Origin of the sequence: Trinickia acidisoli (assembly GCF_017315725.1) — a bacterium.
Classification (GTDB): domain Bacteria; phylum Pseudomonadota; class Gammaproteobacteria; order Burkholderiales; family Burkholderiaceae; genus Trinickia; species Trinickia acidisoli.
In genome coordinates this window covers 3,071,255-3,085,916 of the sequence record NZ_JAFLRG010000001.1, presented here as the reverse complement: position 1 = coordinate 3,085,916, position 14,662 = coordinate 3,071,255, and the positions used below count along the sequence as shown (strand labels likewise).

At 58.2% G+C, this 14,662-nt stretch carries 20 protein-coding genes, 1 tRNA gene and 1 pseudogene; 12 read left to right on the top strand and 10 right to left on the bottom strand.

Going from position 1 to position 14,662, the window contains the following annotated elements; all coding sequences use genetic code 11:
- The first annotated feature begins 97 nt into the window (after positions 1–97).
- Entirely contained in the window at positions 98–256 is a 159-nt protein-coding gene (locus tag J3485_RS14105) for a hypothetical protein (RefSeq protein ID WP_206953383.1), read from the top strand.
- 72 nt (positions 257–328) lie between these two features.
- Here the strand turns inward: J3485_RS14105 and J3485_RS14100 are convergent, their stop codons facing one another.
- Positions 329–709, bottom strand: coding sequence for a DUF5594 family protein (locus tag J3485_RS14100; protein WP_206953381.1), 381 nt, complete (start codon positions 707–709; stop codon positions 329–331).
- Between the two features lie 189 nt (positions 710–898).
- Between J3485_RS14100 and J3485_RS14095 the strand changes: the two genes are divergently transcribed.
- The 4 genes from J3485_RS14095 to J3485_RS14080 all read left to right on the top strand — a co-directional run bounded on the left by J3485_RS14095 (position 899) and on the right by J3485_RS14080 (position 2,980).
- Positions 899–1,183: an XRE family transcriptional regulator gene (locus tag J3485_RS14095; RefSeq protein ID WP_206953373.1), complete on the top strand. Its 285-nt coding sequence runs from the start codon at positions 899–901 to the stop codon at positions 1,181–1,183.
- A gap of 111 nt (positions 1,184–1,294) precedes the next feature.
- On the top strand, positions 1,295–1,882 hold the full coding sequence (locus J3485_RS14090; protein ID WP_206953369.1) for an FUSC family protein: 588 nt from the start codon (positions 1,295–1,297) through the stop codon (positions 1,880–1,882).
- Positions 1,883–2,306: 424 nt separating this feature from the next.
- Complete coding sequence (locus J3485_RS14085; RefSeq protein WP_206955816.1) at positions 2,307–2,561, top strand: FitA-like ribbon-helix-helix domain-containing protein; 255 nt, start codon at positions 2,307–2,309, stop codon at positions 2,559–2,561.
- Positions 2,558–2,980, top strand: coding sequence for a type II toxin-antitoxin system VapC family toxin (locus J3485_RS14080; protein WP_206953367.1), 423 nt, complete (start codon positions 2,558–2,560; stop codon positions 2,978–2,980). Before J3485_RS14085 ends, J3485_RS14080 begins: the two co-directional genes overlap by 4 nt.
- Positions 2,981–3,351: 371 nt before the next feature.
- On the opposite strand, the gene J3485_RS14075 is transcribed toward J3485_RS14080, so the two are convergent.
- Complete coding sequence (locus tag J3485_RS14075) at positions 3,352–4,299, bottom strand: IS5 family transposase (protein WP_206952392.1); 948 nt, start codon at positions 4,297–4,299, stop codon at positions 3,352–3,354.
- 297 nt (positions 4,300–4,596) lie between these two features.
- Between J3485_RS14075 and J3485_RS14070 the strand changes: the two genes are divergently transcribed.
- From J3485_RS14070 to J3485_RS14060, 3 genes are read left to right on the top strand one after another with little or no spacing between them, the layout of a single operon-like run.
- Positions 4,597–4,941, top strand: coding sequence for a TIGR02391 family protein (locus tag J3485_RS14070; RefSeq protein ID WP_206953363.1), 345 nt, complete (start codon positions 4,597–4,599; stop codon positions 4,939–4,941).
- A 32-nt stretch (positions 4,942–4,973) separates the two neighbouring features.
- Entirely contained in the window at positions 4,974–5,462 is a 489-nt protein-coding gene (locus J3485_RS14065; RefSeq protein ID WP_206953361.1) for a hypothetical protein, read from the top strand.
- A 39-nt stretch (positions 5,463–5,501) separates the two neighbouring features.
- Positions 5,502–5,771, top strand: coding sequence for a hypothetical protein (locus J3485_RS14060; protein ID WP_206953359.1), 270 nt, complete (start codon positions 5,502–5,504; stop codon positions 5,769–5,771).
- A gap of 120 nt (positions 5,772–5,891) precedes the next feature.
- Here the strand turns inward: J3485_RS14060 and J3485_RS14055 are convergent.
- Positions 5,892–6,011 (bottom strand): annotated as a pseudogene (locus tag J3485_RS14055) (IS30 family transposase); the annotation flags it as partial.
- Positions 6,012–6,474: 463 nt separating this feature from the next.
- Here J3485_RS14055 and J3485_RS14050 point away from each other — a divergent pair.
- From J3485_RS14050 to J3485_RS14040, 4 genes are all read left to right on the top strand, one after another.
- Complete coding sequence (locus J3485_RS14050) at positions 6,475–7,077, top strand: hypothetical protein (RefSeq protein WP_206953358.1); 603 nt, start codon at positions 6,475–6,477, stop codon at positions 7,075–7,077.
- Positions 7,078–7,081: 4 nt separating this feature from the next.
- Positions 7,082–7,207 (top strand): hypothetical protein, encoded by a 126-nt coding sequence (locus tag J3485_RS29280; RefSeq protein ID WP_277991608.1) that lies wholly within the window; start codon positions 7,082–7,084, stop codon positions 7,205–7,207.
- 37 nt (positions 7,208–7,244) lie between these two features.
- On the top strand, positions 7,245–7,502 hold the full coding sequence (locus J3485_RS14045; protein WP_206953356.1) for a hypothetical protein: 258 nt from the start codon (positions 7,245–7,247) through the stop codon (positions 7,500–7,502).
- Between the two features lie 220 nt (positions 7,503–7,722).
- Positions 7,723–8,670, top strand: a complete 948-nt coding sequence (locus tag J3485_RS14040) for an IS5 family transposase (RefSeq protein ID WP_206952392.1) — start codon at positions 7,723–7,725, stop codon at positions 8,668–8,670.
- A gap of 531 nt (positions 8,671–9,201) precedes the next feature.
- On the opposite strand, the gene J3485_RS14035 is transcribed toward J3485_RS14040, so the two are convergent.
- The 7 genes from J3485_RS14035 to J3485_RS14005 all read right to left on the bottom strand — a co-directional run bounded on the left by J3485_RS14035 (position 9,202) and on the right by J3485_RS14005 (position 14,609).
- The gene (locus J3485_RS14035; RefSeq protein WP_206953354.1) at positions 9,202–9,624 is read right to left on the bottom strand and encodes a hypothetical protein; all 423 of its coding nucleotides are present in this window, start codon (positions 9,622–9,624) and stop codon (positions 9,202–9,204) included.
- The gene (locus J3485_RS14030) at positions 9,621–11,777 is read right to left on the bottom strand and encodes a YfjI family protein (protein ID WP_206953352.1); all 2,157 of its coding nucleotides are present in this window, start codon (positions 11,775–11,777) and stop codon (positions 9,621–9,623) included. Before J3485_RS14030 ends, J3485_RS14035 begins: the two co-directional genes overlap by 4 nt.
- Positions 11,774–12,058 (bottom strand): CHC2 zinc finger domain-containing protein, encoded by a 285-nt coding sequence (locus J3485_RS14025; protein ID WP_206953338.1) that lies wholly within the window; start codon positions 12,056–12,058, stop codon positions 11,774–11,776. The genes J3485_RS14030 and J3485_RS14025 overlap by 4 nt, the downstream gene beginning before the upstream one ends.
- Complete coding sequence (locus tag J3485_RS14020) at positions 12,055–12,312, bottom strand: helix-turn-helix transcriptional regulator (RefSeq protein WP_206953335.1); 258 nt, start codon at positions 12,310–12,312, stop codon at positions 12,055–12,057. Before J3485_RS14020 ends, J3485_RS14025 begins: the two co-directional genes overlap by 4 nt.
- A 537-nt stretch (positions 12,313–12,849) precedes the next feature.
- Complete coding sequence (locus J3485_RS14015; RefSeq protein WP_206953333.1) at positions 12,850–14,070, bottom strand: tyrosine-type recombinase/integrase; 1,221 nt, start codon at positions 14,068–14,070, stop codon at positions 12,850–12,852.
- A 166-nt stretch (positions 14,071–14,236) separates the two neighbouring features.
- Positions 14,237–14,311, bottom strand: a tRNA-Arg gene (locus J3485_RS14010).
- A 115-nt stretch (positions 14,312–14,426) separates the two neighbouring features.
- Positions 14,427–14,609 (bottom strand): rubredoxin, encoded by a 183-nt coding sequence (locus J3485_RS14005; RefSeq protein WP_206953332.1) that lies wholly within the window; start codon positions 14,607–14,609, stop codon positions 14,427–14,429.
- Between the last annotated feature and the right edge of the window lie 53 nt (positions 14,610–14,662).

The following is a 14,662-nucleotide window of genomic DNA, read 5'->3' as shown; positions in this document are numbered from 1 at the left end:
CGTGCGTTTTGGCGACGCGCCGTGCGGCGGCGCACAGTGGGGGACGTGTGTGGTACGCCTAGAATGGAGCTATCTGTGAACGATCACGGAGGCCATCGTGTTCGATTCGTCGACCGGATTCGTGTTGTGGCTGGTGTTATTCGCGTGCGCCGCACTCGCGGTATCGACGCGCTACCGCACCGACCATCCCCTCGCCGATCTGATGCACTGGGTGCAAGCCCGTCATTGGCTCGATCGGCTTCATCATCGGCATTAGTCGGCCGATTTCCTATCGCGTGGCGTCCGGCAACTGCCGTGCGCTCGCCTCTTTGTGTCGACGCGCCTGGCGTTAGCCTTCTAGATCGAGATTGCCGAGCAAAACGAAGGGCTCGGCCTGCGAGCGTGTGGACAAATCGAAATTGCGCGCGGCTTGCCACGCGCCGAGCTTACGCGGCAACGCTTCGAGGTAATGAGCAAATCGCTGCGGGCCGCCGTGCTCCATCAGCGAGGCGATTTCATACTCGTCCCACGTCATATGTAGATTGAGCGGATGCCGGGCGCCGCGCATGCGCTCGGTAATGGGTGCGGAGACCCTGAGCGTCGTCGGGCGACCGGGGCCGCCGTACGGATCGAGTCGCACGTTGGCCTGAGGGCCGAGGACGTCTCGGATCGCTTGCGCTATGCGAGGCGCGAACTCTGCATCGAATCGGTGAGCTATCGTCGGGTTCATGAGGCGCTTTCGTGATCAGGCGATGCTAGCACGGCGGACGGCTCTGTCCGGTTTTTCGGGCTAGACGTGTTGTGGGTGCGGTCGTCGGTCACAAAGCGTATCAAAGTTGGTACGATCGGATGACTCTCAAGCACGAGAATGCGGCGAGTTCACGATTTGGCGGTTGGAGCGCAAAGAAGGAGTCGCACCATGGCGAACAAGCATGTCGGAGGCAGCTTCGACCCATTCCTCGCCGAGGAAGGTCGGCTCGAGGAAACCACGGCCCTGGCCATGAAGCGGATCATCGCATGGCAGATCGAACAGGAAATGAAGGCGCAAAAGCTGTCGAAGACAGCCATGGCCGAACGCATGCATACGAGCCGTGCTGCCCTTAATCGGCTGCTCGATACGGAAGACACGAGCCTCACGCTGACGACCTTGGCGAGCGCGCTAGCCGCTCTGGACAAGCGGATGGAGTTCAAGATCGCGGCTTGACGACACCGTGCTTGCTGTATTTCGGTTTTCGGAGCATGAACGCCAATGCCCGAGACCTGTGCCCGACATTTGCTGGCGGAGGCTGCTGCGGTAAATATTCGGAGCCCGCTTATGATCGATGGCAAGAACGCGCAGGTGCCAAAAGCGAAAGCCATCCGACACGAAGCGCGGATGCAGGCGGCCGACACGCTGATTGCGCTCGTGAAGAGCCTGCCATTCTGGGATCGCCTTGTCGAGGGCGGGCTGATGGCGCTGCAAGCCGTCAGCAGTGCGTGCCTCGCTTATGGCATTGCCAGCGCGTTACGCACGAAGCAACCCTTTTGGGCGGCAATTACTGCGATCGCTGTCACGCAGCATAGCTATTCGGATACGCGCAACCTCTCGCGCGACCAATTCATCGGAGCGATGGCCGGTGGGCTGTTCGGCTTTGTCGGTGCCTCACTCGGCGCCGGGGCGCATGAGATCTTGGGTTATGCGACGACGATCGCCGCCGTCATCATCGTCTGCTGGTGTCTGAACGCGGGCAGCGCCGCGCGCCTCGGTGCGATCACTGCGACGATCGTGCTGCTGGTGCCGATGCAAGGGCCGCTGTGGGATGTGCCGTTGTTTCGGCTCTTGCAAGTGGTGCTCGGTACGACGTCTACGCTCGTGGTGAGCTGGGTTTTTGCGGAGGTTGGTCGGAGGGTGGGGCGGCGATAGAGGCGAGCGGGCTGCCGTTTGCGATGCGGCATGACGGTTTTATTGGTAGTTTCCAAAGGCGAAGTAGGCCTCAGTGCGCAGGCACCGACACGGCAGAAGCCCCGGCATCAAGCGCTATTTGAGTCTGGCGTCGCCCTATTTTCGCCGTTGATGCAACTGTTCCTGATGCATCATGCCGAACTCTTCGATTTCTCGTCGCCTCAGCGTACGACATACGGGATGGACGTTCGAGCGGGTGCGGGGTTGAAGTGATGAAAGCATGGCTATCGATCGTGGTCTGTTGCTGCTTTGCGCGCTTGAGTTTGTCGGCGGCGGCAGGGCTATTCGGGCTGAATGTGGCACGACTTGACCAACGACATGTCCCAACGAATGACAGCAACGTGATAAAATTGACGTCATTGCAGTCGTGTGTGGAGATTTGATGATGGCGGTTCTGACTGTACGCAATGTGCCGGACGAGGTTCATCGTGCGCTGAGGCTCCGTGCTGCGCAGCACGGGCATAGCACCGAGGCCGAGATCCGGGACATTCTCTCAAGCGCGGTGAAGCCGGAAAAACGTATCCGTTTGGGGGACGCTTTGGCGGCGCTAGGGCGCAAGGTTGGCCTAACGAATGAGGACTTGGCGGTCTTCGACCACCCACAGGACAAGACATCGGCTGAGCCGATGAGGTTTGAATGATCGTTCTGGATACCAACGTGGTTTCCGAAGCGATGAAGCCGGCGCCGGACGCAGCGGTTCGGGCGTGGCTCAATGAGCAAACCGCTGAAACCCTGTACTTGTCGAGCGTGACGTTGGCCGAGTTGCTGTTTGGTATCGCGGCGCTGCCGACCGGTAAGCGTAAGAGCCTCCTGCCCCATGCACTCGATGGCTTACTCGGACTATTCGAGGGACGCGTGCTGCCGTTTGATGTCGACGCCGCACGGCACTATGCCGAACTGGCTGCAACGGCAAGAAACGGCGGTCGCGGCTTTCCGACGCCGGACGGCTATATCGCGGCCATTGCGGCTTCGCGGGGATTCATAGTCGCGTCCCGCGATACCTCGCCCTACGAAGCGGGCGGGATCCAGGTTCTCAACCCGTGGATTTCAAGAACGTGAAGCCGATGTGGTCGCTTCAGGGCTGAGTGGCTGACGTCGCCTGGGCCTGTCGCTACTGCTGGAACGGACGATTTGACACAATTCTGTCACGGCGGTCGCTCAAATCACCGCACCATTGATTCCTGGCAGAATTTATACCAATACCGATGACAGGGCGAGAATTGGCGTGGGAAAAATAGCCTCAAAACAACCTAAGCTTCAACAGAGTCCGTTAGGGAACCTCTGAACAGGTTCTGCTGATGCGTTGCCGATCGGCCGGAAGGGCCGATTTTTTTGGGGTGGGTCTGAAATACGCCCGATTTCCCGCTGATCCCGTGGCTTTTCGCCCCGGTGTGCGCCCGCTGGGCGTGCAGCGGACGCATCTTCCCCGCTTACGTCAGCATCGCTCGCCTCGCCAGATAGAGATTGGTCAGCCCGATCAAGGTGAACACTTGGGCCGCGTTCTTCGCCAGTCCCTTGTAGCGCACCTTGCTATAGCCGAATTGCCGCTTGATAACGCGAAACACATGCTCGACTCGGCTGCGAATCGACGACATCTTCCGGTTGAACCGCTTGTTCGCCCCGGACAGCTTGTGCTGCGCGCTCGCTTTGAGCGACACGCCCCAGAACACGCCTGCCTGACGCGCCGCGCGCTTGATGCGATTATCGACGTAGCCTTTGTCGCCGAATACGGCCCGGTCGTCTTCGCGCAGCAGTTTGGGCAACTGGCTCACATCCGGCGCGTTGGCCGGCGTCACCGAGACCGTATGGACCAGTCCGCTGTCCACGTCTGCTCCCACATGAATCTTCATGCCGAAGAACCAGTTGTTGCCCTTTTTCGTCTGGTGCATCTGGGGATCGCGTTGCTTGCTCTCGTTCTTGGTCGACGGCGGTGCATGAATGATCGTCGCATCGACCATCGTGCCGCCCTTGAGCAGCAGGCCCTTGCCCTCCAGCACCTCGTTGATCGTGTTCATGATCGCTGCCATCAACCGGTGCTGCTCCAGCAGGCGCCGAAACTTCAGGATCGTCGTTTCGTCCGGCATCGACTCGTCGAACAGGTCCAGCTTCGCGAACGCCCGCATGCACGGCACGTCATAGAGCGTGTCTTCCATGCCCGGATCGGACAAGTTGAACCATTGCTGCATGAAGTAAATGCGCAGCATCGTTTCCAAGCCGCGCGGCCGGCGACCTCGGCCCGCTTTCGGGTAGTGCGGTTCGATCAATGCAATCAGCTTCGCCCACGGCACCACCTGCTCCATCTCTTCGAGGAACCGCTCGCGCTTGGTCCTGCGTTTCTTGCCCGTCTCGGCCAGCGTTGCAAAGCTGATCTGCTTCATCGTCCTTCTTGTTCTTGGTTCGTTCGTGTCGGCGAGCATCTTACCCACAAGCCCCCGGGTCGTCACTTGATCAGAGGTTCCTTAGCTTCGATGCTTCCTTCGATCATCTGCGGTATCGCGCATAGGTGGCTGACCAGGCAGAGGTCGGGTCGCGCTGACGAATGCTCGTCAAATTTTATAGCCTCCGCGAGCTTCGGTGATTATTTGCGCAGATTAAAATAATTTGAGGTAGACCGCGCGCTAATAAGCTCTGCTGCATAGGATCAAGAAGATCTACAACCCTGGATCAAAAACATCATGAACTTGCAGGCGCATATCCCAACATCGCTTTGGGAAGCAATTGCCAGCGCATACGGAGCAAAGAATTTTTCGCACGCCATTCCTGATGCTACATTCCATCTGAGTTCAATACTTCGAGAGCGGGCGGGTGTAGATGGAGATGGGGCAACGCTTGTCGGTCAGGCCTTGGGCGGCGAGACGCCGAAGTTGAGAGTCAACGCTTTAGAAACAGAAAATGAGAGAAATACTCAACGTGGTATTGAGCAAATTCTCAGAGGAATATACCTTGGTATACGCAATCCAAGAAGTCACGACTCGATGGTAGATACGCAGGAGGTGGCTGATTCAATAATTATTTCATAGGTTACCTTGCTACGGTGCTCAACGCGTCCAAATTGGCCTTTACTGTTGAATCGTTCTTTAATGGAATTTCGGACGAGCACTTTGTCAGTTCAGGGAGATACGCGGAACTCTTTACTGCGGAAATCCCTGCCTTGCGGAAGGGGGAGATGCTGGTCGCCCTGTACCGGCGCCGCAAAGAGTTTGACCTAAGAAAGCTTCGAAATGTTGTCATTGCTTTGCTGAACGGGCTAACGCCCAACCAACTGGCTGGCTACCTCTCAGTGGTATCAGAGGATTTGAAAACTGTTACGAAGGAGGCGGAGATTCGCAGTGCCTTGCAGATGATTAAGCCTACTCTTTGGAATTCGCTTTATGAATTGCCAAGACCAAGAATCGAAAATAAATTGATAGACAGCATCAAAGAAGGGGCGATTACAGGGGTAGATGGCATTTCTGGGGCATTGGGGACTTGGGTAAATTCATTTCTCGAGTATTTTGTGCTGCGACGCGAAGCTGCTGCAGCTCTGATGTCGTTGTTTTGATCATCTGCGGAAAAATCTCATTACGCTGCGAAGTATTTTGTGGCGTATTTGCCGAAAATTATTGTTGATGCTGATCAAATCGATGACTGTGTGTTGGCAATTTGTGCCTGTGTCGATTCTGATGAATATAACGTGCGAGCGGCGTTGATTGAGAGAATTTCCGGATTCCCCGAAAATTGGCAAAAGAAATTGGCCGAAGAATTGGTGGAAAAAGCAGATCCGGACAACCCCGCTGTCGTACTTTATGATGGAACCCCGTTTCTGTCAGCACCGCCAAAAGATGAATGGACTGATGATATTCCATTTTAAATTTCGAAGTGAGGCTCGCGAGTGGTATCTTTGGAAAGAAAGGTCGTTTTCATCGAAACACGATCCGTATAATATTGGTATTTAATATATGTTCGTGATCTCAAGAGTCAAGTGCGGCGGTTAGTTAATCGATTTTTTCAATTCCTTGGCCATCGCTTTTTCAGGGGTGTCCCAGTCCAGCGCCCGACGAGGCTGACCATTGAGCAGTTTGGCGATGTCGTTGAACTGGATCTGCGTGACGGTGGGAATCCCCATATCGTTATACACATCTCTTGCCCCCTATAAGAATCAATGGGTTACGACGATGGGCTGGCGCTGCCTGTGCACTGCTCCGAGCGGGCGTCAAATCCTCGAAGTCCTTGTATCAAGGGCTTCCGGGCAGTATGCTCAAAAACTAGGCAAAAGATGTGTATAACGCAATGGGAAGTCCCCCGCGAGGCCAAGCCCGGCGGGGGTTCTTTTGAAACCTGGCGCAACTTTGACGTGTCTCTGGTCCCCGACAGAATTCACATTATCGTCGGCTAGCCTTATCAGTAATTGCTCTGGTGCTCAGGCACGCTTCCTGATACCCCCAAAAATACCCCCGCACTCGCCTTGCTGCCACCTTTTCAGGGCAAAAGAATCGGCGGCCGTCACGGGCCGCGCCATCATAGAGACAGGCGTGTATTCTTTTGGCGAACAACAACCCGAAAGGTGGCAAGCAATGATCCTGAATGGCTGGCGGCGACTTTTCCTGCTTGTGTGCTTTCTCTGGCTCTTCCCGGCTTCGATAGTCGTCTGGCTGATGAAGCCCGGCGCATCGGTACCGGTCGAAAACGTCCAGTTCGATACATTGCGACCCTATTACAAGGGCGTTATGCCAAAGCCGCCGGCATCGCAGCAGTCTCCCTCAACTTCTGCGAGCGCAGGGACCTCTAATGTCGTTCCAGACGATGACTTGCCGACACGCAAAGTCGGAGGCAACAATCCGTTCGATCAATTTGATTCGGTTGCTTCTGGTCCGTCGTCCGTCAAGCTAGCGACGGACTCGACTAAGCAACCGTGGATCAACGATCCGATTGTGCTGAATATGCCTGACGGAAAGGAGATTGATATGCCGCCCGGCTATTCCGAAGCCGCCACCGTAGAGGCCTACAAGGCGTTTCGGAAGACTGAGGCAGAAACGATCAGCCGGGCTGAGACAGAGAGCACGGTTCACGCGGGCGAAGTGTTTGCGGGCCTCTACACGGCTCCTCTGGCCTTTCTGTACGTCCTCGGCTCGATGGTTGCCTGGGTCATACGCGGGTTCAGAAGCCGAAATGGATGAAGGGGTGAGCACCCTTACCGAATTCCTGATCATCCTCACCCTCATTTTGTGTTCGGTGATCTTCGTTCCGTGGCCGTGGGGACTTTTCCTCGCGGCCATCATCGGCCTCAACGCTTGGTTTGGACGTTGAGAACCGAAGGCTCAAGCGCATAGGGGGCATTTGACAAATGAAACGCGACGACCACTCACTCTGGGACGACATCAAGTTCGGTCTCGGCTTCCCGCTGGCGATTCTTGCCATGCTCAGTTGCTTCATCCTCTTCTTCGTTTCAATCGGCAAGTCAATCACGTCGGGAGATAAAAGCATTTTCTGGGTGTTCGTCTCCGGTGTTGCTGGTGGCGTCATTGGCCACCTCATTGACCGGATCCGACGCCTAGAAAAGCGCGTAGACCAACTCCAGAAGAGACTGGATTCGGCTGAATGATCGAAATGAATTTGGCCCGACAGCCTGAAACTTTCCCGGCGACTTGTTTTTTTGTGCCGCAGGGGCGCCGCCTGCTACTGCTACTTTCCGCCTTTTTTGGCCGGAAAATATTGTCGTTGTCGTTGACTTTCTGCACTAAGGAACCTCTGATCAAGTGACGACCCGGGGGCTTGTGGGTAAGATGCTCGCCGACACGAACGAACCAAGAACAAGAAGGACGATGAAGCAGATCAGCTTTGCAACGCTGGCCGAGACGGGCAAGAAACGCAGGACCAAGCGCGAGCGGTTCCTCGAAGAGATGGAGCAGGTGGTGCCGTGGGCGAAGCTGATTGCATTGATCGAACCGCACTACCCGAAAGCGGGCCGAGGTCGCCGGCCGCGCGGCTTGGAAACGATGCTGCGCATTTACTTCATGCAGCAATGGTTCAACTTGTCCGATCCGGGCATGGAAGACACGCTCTATGACGTGCCGTGCATGCGGGCGTTCGCGAAGCTGGACCTGTTCGACGAGTCGATGCCGGACGAAACGACGATCCTGAAGTTTCGGCGCCTGCTGGAGCAGCACCGGTTGATGGCAGCGATCATGAACACGATCAACGAGGTGCTGGAGGGCAAGGGCCTGCTGCTCAAGGGCGGCACGATGGTCGATGCGACGATCATTCATGCACCGCCGTCGACCAAGAACGAGAGCAAGCAACGCGATCCCCAGATGCACCAGACGAAAAAGGGCAACAACTGGTTCTTCGGCATGAAGATTCATGTGGGAGCAGACGTGGACAGCGGACTGGTCCATACGGTCTCGGTGACGCCGGCCAACGCGCCGGATGTGAGCCAGTTGCCCAAACTGCTGCGCGAAGACGACCGGGCCGTATTCGGCGACAAAGGCTACGTCGATAATCGCATCAAGCGCGCGGCGCGTCAGGCAGGCGTGTTCTGGGGCGTGTCGCTCAAAGCGAGCGCGCAGCACAAGCTGTCCGGGGCGAACAAGCGGTTCAACCGGAAGATGTCGTCGATTCGCAGCCGAGTCGAGCATGTGTTTCGCGTTATCAAGCGGCAATTCGGCTATAGCAAGGTGCGCTACAAGGGACTGGCGAAGAACGCGGCCCAAGTGTTCACCTTGATCGGGCTGACCAATCTCTATCTGGCGAGGCGAGCGATGCTGACGTAAGCGGGGAAGATGCGTCCGCTGCACGCCCAGCGGGCGCACACCGGGGCGAAAAGCCACGGGATCAGCGGGAAATCGGGCGTATTTCAGACCCACCCCAAAAAAATCGGCCCTTCCGGCCGATCGGCAACGCATCAGCAGAACCTGTTCAGAGGTTCCCTAACCGCCGCGCTAACCGGTTTCCAAAACCCCCGAAACCCTGGCAACCATCGCGGTAACCATACCGTATCGCCGTTACCGATTCCGCAACAATTCGATATTGGGCCGATTTCGCCGTTCGGACTTATCTGCGAGGAAATCCGTTCCGAAACTCGCGGCAGGTCGGACCCGCAATCCTTGCGCCACAAGGCTCGCAGGCAATGCGACCATTTTGAAATGTGCGAAGAAATTGCGGAATTATTTCGGCTTTATGCTGGCGTGTGCGCTTGCTCCTGAAATTCTACGCGCCGGCCTTAACATTTCTGAATAAAACCTAGCATTTCTCAACAGTGCGTCGCGACACCTTTCCTTTTTTTGGATTGCCGTCCGTAACTTTTACCGAACAGCACGCGCCGCCGTAAGCCGCCCGGTGAAGTGGTGCAGGTCAGGCATCAGGGCCGACAGCGGCCCGCGCACAGCAGCGGTAAGCACCTCGTCACGATACGCCCAAGGCCAGCACTCCAAATCCGCTAATGCTTCGATCATGCCGACCAGTTCCGCACGCATCCGCCGCGCGTCATCTGGAGACAGGTATGGCCCCCACGGCAGATACAGGCCGCCGTCCGCAGATTGCAAGGCTCCGATGCAATCGGCGGGGATGCTCGCCGGGTCGTTCGCGGCTTCGCGATTTTTGGACTTTGCGACAGCGACAGTTGTGACACTTGCGACAGTTAGCTTGTTTCTCGCCTCATGTGTCGCAGGTGTCGCAGTCGCAACCTTCCGTTTCCGGTTTCGATAGATCAGATCCTCAAGGCTCATTTCGTGCCTCCGGTTGCAAGCAATGCAGGGTTGACGTGAATCACGATTTGCTTACCGATCCGCTCAACACGCAGGCGGTCCATATCCTCCAGCGTTCGCAATGCCGCGCTCAAAGGGTCCGGTCTGCGCAATGGTCCGAGCCGTTGAGCGTTGCGTTTGCTAACCGTCTGCGTGTGCTCTGTCCGGCAATGGTCGATCAGCCATGCATCGAGCCGTGCGGCGTCTGCCAGGTCGTCGGGTAGCGCAAGCTCGCTAAAGAACCGCTTCGACTCGCTCAAGTGCCATGCAACGATGCTCGCTGCACTTTCGAACGACTCCACAGCGACCGGCCCGGTAGCGCCGCTGAATACGTGGAACAGCGCCGCCAGCCGCGCCGCGTTGTCTGCGGACTTGCTCGCCACGTCGCGAACGTCATGTAGGTCTCCACCGGCCCGTAGCTGGGCTTCTACGGCATCGTGAAACCCGATCCATGCGGCTTTTGCTTCAGGAGATAGCGTGAGCATCAGCGGCGCGAGATTGCCGCTGTCATCCATCGGCACAGGCTGGCTCAGAATCTCCGCGATGCGCTGATTGAACGTTGCCATGTGCGGCCAGTGCTCCGGCGCTTCGCGGAACGGTCGATAGCCTTGCGTCGATTCGGGCCACGCCATAAGGAACCGGGCAAGAAAGCCCGTCCCGCGCGCCAGCGTCCCGGACTTGTCAAAGAAGCTGCGGATGGTGGCCTCCTGCACCTGCAATGCGACCGTCAGGCGTGCCCCGCGAACCGCGAATGATTCGGACGTGCGCCGGTCAATCTGTAGCATGTTGCCGTCCCAAAGCTGATTGAGCGTCGCCAGATTGCGCATCACGCTATCGGAACCCATGCCGTGCGATCCGAACACGATCCCGGCCTCGGCGGAAACCACGCCACCCGACGGCCATTGCTTGCCAAGCGAGAAAGCGAGCGCTTCCGGCGTCACGTCCGCATAGATCAGGCGTGGAACCTTCGGCGGCTCCGGTTTATCATGCTCCAGATCGCGTAGCTCGGATTCCAGCCCTGTCGTTGGCTTGCGCGCCTTCGCTTCGCCCTTGATTTTCTCCTTCAGGCCGTTGTACTTCGCCTCCCATGCGGCCATGTCTGCCTGGTGGTCTTTCTGGACTGGCTTGTATGCCTCCGCCTGCTCGGCTTCGTAATCGCGAATCGCCCGCGTAAAGAATCCGTCGCACGTCGATTTGCGCTCGCCGCTGTCCGCGATGGTCAGCATGAAAAGCCCGACAGGCCCGGTCAGGCGTTCGGCACGCTTCACGTCGGCGTGCGCCTGAATCGCCAGAGACAGCGCCGCAATTGCCGACGACGCCACCAGAGGCAAGGGAGCCTGCACAAACCCGCATACCTCATCCACGGCGGCGCGGATGCAGGGTGGCAGGCTTTCTACTGGGTATTCCAGCGGCTCGGTCGTCTCGGTCAGCGGTTGGGGATCAGGCCACCCATCAGACGGCCCGTTATCCGCTTGCCCGACCTTCGGCAATGCCAGCACATCATCAGCGGTCGGCATCCGGTCGTGCGTGGCTTTGAACTGCTCCAGCCAGTCCATAACGTCGCCTTTTTCGGGCAAGGCCATAGCAGCCACGTCCAGCCGCTCCAGCGTGCATCCGATCGCCTCCAGCTTAGCCGTCGCCTCGTCGGCATACTTCGCGCCGGGTGCGTCATGATCCGGCCAAACCAGCACGCGACGGCCCGCCAGCGGTTGCCAGTCAGCAGCGCCAGCGCTCGATGCCGCGCCCGACGTGACGCCAACGAAACGGCCGGCCCCGATCTTCGTGAGCGCCTCTGCCTTCTGCTCGCCCTCCGTGAGGACTACGGAAGCCTCAGAAAACGCCGAAACATCGCGCAGGCCATACAGCAGCTTTCCGCCCGGTTGCGACGGCTCGCCGTGCGTCCAGCGGGTGCCGTCATGCCAGAATGGGCGAATCAGCTTGTCCCGGCCCTTGTCTTTCGTCGCGTCAGTCTTGTGCATCCGTACCCGGGCGTAGATCACAGCGCCATCAGCGGAGCGGTACAGGTGCAGCCCGACCGGCGCAAAGCCTTCCTTGATCTTGAACGCGAACAGTTCGCGCGCCGCCTTCCGGTAATCGTCATCCGTCAAAGTGCGTTCCTCGATTGCCGTATTCATCGGCCCTCCCATGCGCCAAAATCGCGCGCCGCCTGGGTGAAGGTCAGGCCACGTGCACGGCGGTAGAGCTCGAGTGCATCGCCGCCGGCCTCGCCGCAAGCGAAGCAACGCCAGTTTCCGCGCTCAAGGTGAATGCTCAGGCTCGGATTGGTCTCGCCGTGGATCGGGCAACGCACCTGTGCATAGCCCGATCCGTTCGGCTTGCCGGCCTTAATGGACAGCAGCGCCAACACCTCAAAGACGGGCGGCAAGCGGTCACGCCGAAAACGGGATTCACTCATACCGACTCCGCGCGATAGCCTGCCGGATCGGCGAACCATCGATGCAGCTCGCGATTGGGCCAAGCAGAACAGCGCTGCGAGAGACGAACTCGTTTCGGAAAGCGGCCCTCCTTCTCACGCAGGCGCACCCATTCGCGGCTGCCCGGCACTAGATTGCGCAGGTCGTTCCAGCGCGTGTAGCCGTCCAGCGGGAGGGACTTAGGAGAGGAATGAGCGCCGCCGCTCGGTTGCGCGGTTGTTGTTTGCTTCGCCATGGATAACCTTTCGAAGGGTTGTGGAACATGGCGACAAATCTAGTTGCGGTCGCGTGCCAAAAAATCCGGAAAATTGAGATCGCGATTTCAGTTGTTTTTTGGATCGCGCATCTGAGCGCGGTAACGTGCGAGGTCTTTGTAAAGGAGGGGAGAAAGACTTTTCGTAGTCTGAATTACAGACAGGTTTTTACTCTTTGCATATTCAGTCACGATAGCGTCGCAGGCATCCCTCCACGTAGCATTTGGATGCTCTCGCCTGTACGTCTCCGCCTGTGAATGAACACGCGCGAGAAATCCAAGCAATCGTTGAGAACGGCGCGGCCTGCCTCGCTTCCTTTGGGGGGAGCGCTCGGCTAGTTTCTTTCTGCCGGGCGGTAATGGCTGAAGTAATCTTGCGCGAACGAGTAGTTTTCTTAGCTCGATTGGACTAACCCCGCTTTGCACCAGCGTCCAAGCTGCGTCCCTGATCTCTGGCGCGAGCTCCGTAATCCACCCCTGCGCTAGCAGAGCGAGAAGGTTTTTCATCGTCCCTCTTGCTCAAGCAGCCGCGCCAAACTTGCCAGCAACGACCTTCGCCCCTGACCGAGCGGCGTCAACGAAGTCCGACCAATGCTGCATCATCTGGCGACGCTCTGGCAGATATTCCGCATGGACGTATGCTGCTGTCACCTGGTTGCGCTCGACGTGTGCGAGTTGAACCTCAACAATGTCACGCGAGTAGCCCATCTCGCGCAAAGCCGTAGCGGCCAGTCCCCGGAACCCGTGCCCGGTCATCCGTGACTTGTAGCCCATCCGGTAAAGAGCGTAGAGCATCGTGTTATTCGAGATTGGCCCCCGACCTTGCGGACTGCGGAAAACGAATTCCCGGCTGCCGTTGATTGTGTGTAGCTGCTCCAGAATGGCGAGTGCCTGGCGGCTCAATGGGACGATGTGTGGGGTTTTCATCTTCATGCGCTCGGCGGGGATGCGCCACTCGGCGGCCTCGGCGTTGATCTCGTCCCACTTCGCGCCGATCAGTTCGGCGGTACGCACGAACGTGACAGCCATGAATTCAAGCGCCAGACGGGTTACGAGGTCGCCGCCATATCCGGCAATGTCGCGCATCAGTTGTGGTAACTCCAGCGCCTTCACGCGGGCCATATGCTGTACTCCCGGCCCTTTTTTCAGGATGACAGCCGCATCAACATCGCTTGCCGGGTTGCGCGCGCATCGTCCGGTCATAATCCCGTACTGAAACACCGCACGGCTGCGCTGTAGGATGCGCTTCGCCGTTTCACGAACACCCCGCGCCTCGACCGTCCGCAGAATGTCCACCAGGTGGTGCGCCTCGATCTCAGCGATAGGGCGCGCTCCAAGGGTAGGGAACACGTCACCCTCTAGCGACGCAATAACCTTGTCGGCGTAGCCCGCCGTCCATCCGCCGCGCTGCCCCTCAAACCATTCTCGCGCCACGGCCTCGAAAGAGTTTGCCGCGCTCAGTGCGCGTTGCCGCTTCGCCTCCTTCTTCGCCTCGCCGGGGTCTGTGCCAGCCGCCAGTAGCTCGCGGGCTTCGTCGCGTCTCTTACGTGCCGCCGCTAGACCCGTCTCAGGATACACACCTATCGCGAGCAACTTCTCCTTGCCGTCAAACCGGTATTTCAGCCGCCAGTATCTCTGACCAGCCGGATTGACGAGGAGGAACAGCCCGCCGCCGTCGAACATCTTGATTGGCTTGTCGGCGGCCTTCGCGTTCTTGATTGCGGTATCGGTCAGCGGCATTTGGGGGGTATCTCCAAGAGGGGTATGTCTCGGTACCCCTAGAAATACCCCCGGGATACCCCCGCTGTCAATGGCGAAACCTTGGCAAACTTGGCAATAAAAAACCCCGCGAGCTAGGCTGGGCGGGGATTGTCTGGTAAAACGTTGTGGCCGTTTGAGTCTTCTGTGGTCCCCCCGACAGGAATCGAACCTGTATCTAGCGCTTAGGAGGCACTTGTTCTATCCATTGAACTACGGGGAGATTCCGTTTCCGGGGCGGTGAGCCCGGATGCGCCGACGCGCGCAGAGTATATCAAAGGCCGCGCCCCTGCCGATGCGATCGCGAGACCGACGGCCCGCGCGGCCGTTTCCGAGGTTCAGAACTCGACGATGGCGAACTCGTCCTTCGTCACGTCGCACAGCGGGCAGCGCCAATCATCGGGGATGTCGGCGAAACGCGTACCCGCCGCGATGCCCTCATCCGGCAGCCCTTCCTCTTCGTTGTAAATCCAACCGCAAATTACGCAAACCCAACTTTTGTACTCGATAACGTCGCTCACGGCGTCCTACCCTAATTCGTCCCAAAAAATAACTACGCTAGCGCCGCGTGCCG

Excerpts from the sequence above, each read along its gene's own strand:
- J3485_RS14090 (WP_206953369.1), top strand. The coding sequence starts at position 1,295 with ATGATCGATGGCAAGAACGCGCAGGTGCCAAAAGCGAAAGCCATCCGA.
- J3485_RS14015 (WP_206953333.1), bottom strand. The coding sequence starts at position 14,070 with ATGCCGCTGACCGATACCGCAATCAAGAACGCGAAGGCCGCCGACAAG.
- J3485_RS14040 (WP_206952392.1), top strand. The coding sequence starts at position 7,723 with ATGAAGCAGATCAGCTTTGCAACGCTGGCCGAGACGGGCAAGAAACGC.
- J3485_RS14095 (WP_206953373.1), top strand. The coding sequence starts at position 899 with ATGGCGAACAAGCATGTCGGAGGCAGCTTCGACCCATTCCTCGCCGAG.
- J3485_RS14070 (WP_206953363.1), top strand. The coding sequence starts at position 4,597 with ATGAACTTGCAGGCGCATATCCCAACATCGCTTTGGGAAGCAATTGCC.
- J3485_RS14100 (WP_206953381.1), bottom strand. The coding sequence starts at position 709 with ATGAACCCGACGATAGCTCACCGATTCGATGCAGAGTTCGCGCCTCGC.
- J3485_RS14050 (WP_206953358.1), top strand. The coding sequence starts at position 6,475 with ATGATCCTGAATGGCTGGCGGCGACTTTTCCTGCTTGTGTGCTTTCTC.
- J3485_RS14020 (WP_206953335.1), bottom strand. The coding sequence starts at position 12,312 with ATGGCGAAGCAAACAACAACCGCGCAACCGAGCGGCGGCGCTCATTCC.
- J3485_RS14075 (WP_206952392.1), bottom strand. The coding sequence starts at position 4,299 with ATGAAGCAGATCAGCTTTGCAACGCTGGCCGAGACGGGCAAGAAACGC.
- J3485_RS14045 (WP_206953356.1), top strand. The coding sequence starts at position 7,245 with ATGAAACGCGACGACCACTCACTCTGGGACGACATCAAGTTCGGTCTC.
- J3485_RS14080 (WP_206953367.1), top strand. The coding sequence starts at position 2,558 with ATGATCGTTCTGGATACCAACGTGGTTTCCGAAGCGATGAAGCCGGCG.
- J3485_RS14085 (WP_206955816.1), top strand. The coding sequence starts at position 2,307 with ATGGCGGTTCTGACTGTACGCAATGTGCCGGACGAGGTTCATCGTGCG.
- J3485_RS14030 (WP_206953352.1), bottom strand. The coding sequence starts at position 11,777 with ATGAATACGGCAATCGAGGAACGCACTTTGACGGATGACGATTACCGG.
- J3485_RS14035 (WP_206953354.1), bottom strand. The coding sequence starts at position 9,624 with ATGAGCCTTGAGGATCTGATCTATCGAAACCGGAAACGGAAGGTTGCG.
- J3485_RS14025 (WP_206953338.1), bottom strand. The coding sequence starts at position 12,058 with ATGAGTGAATCCCGTTTTCGGCGTGACCGCTTGCCGCCCGTCTTTGAG.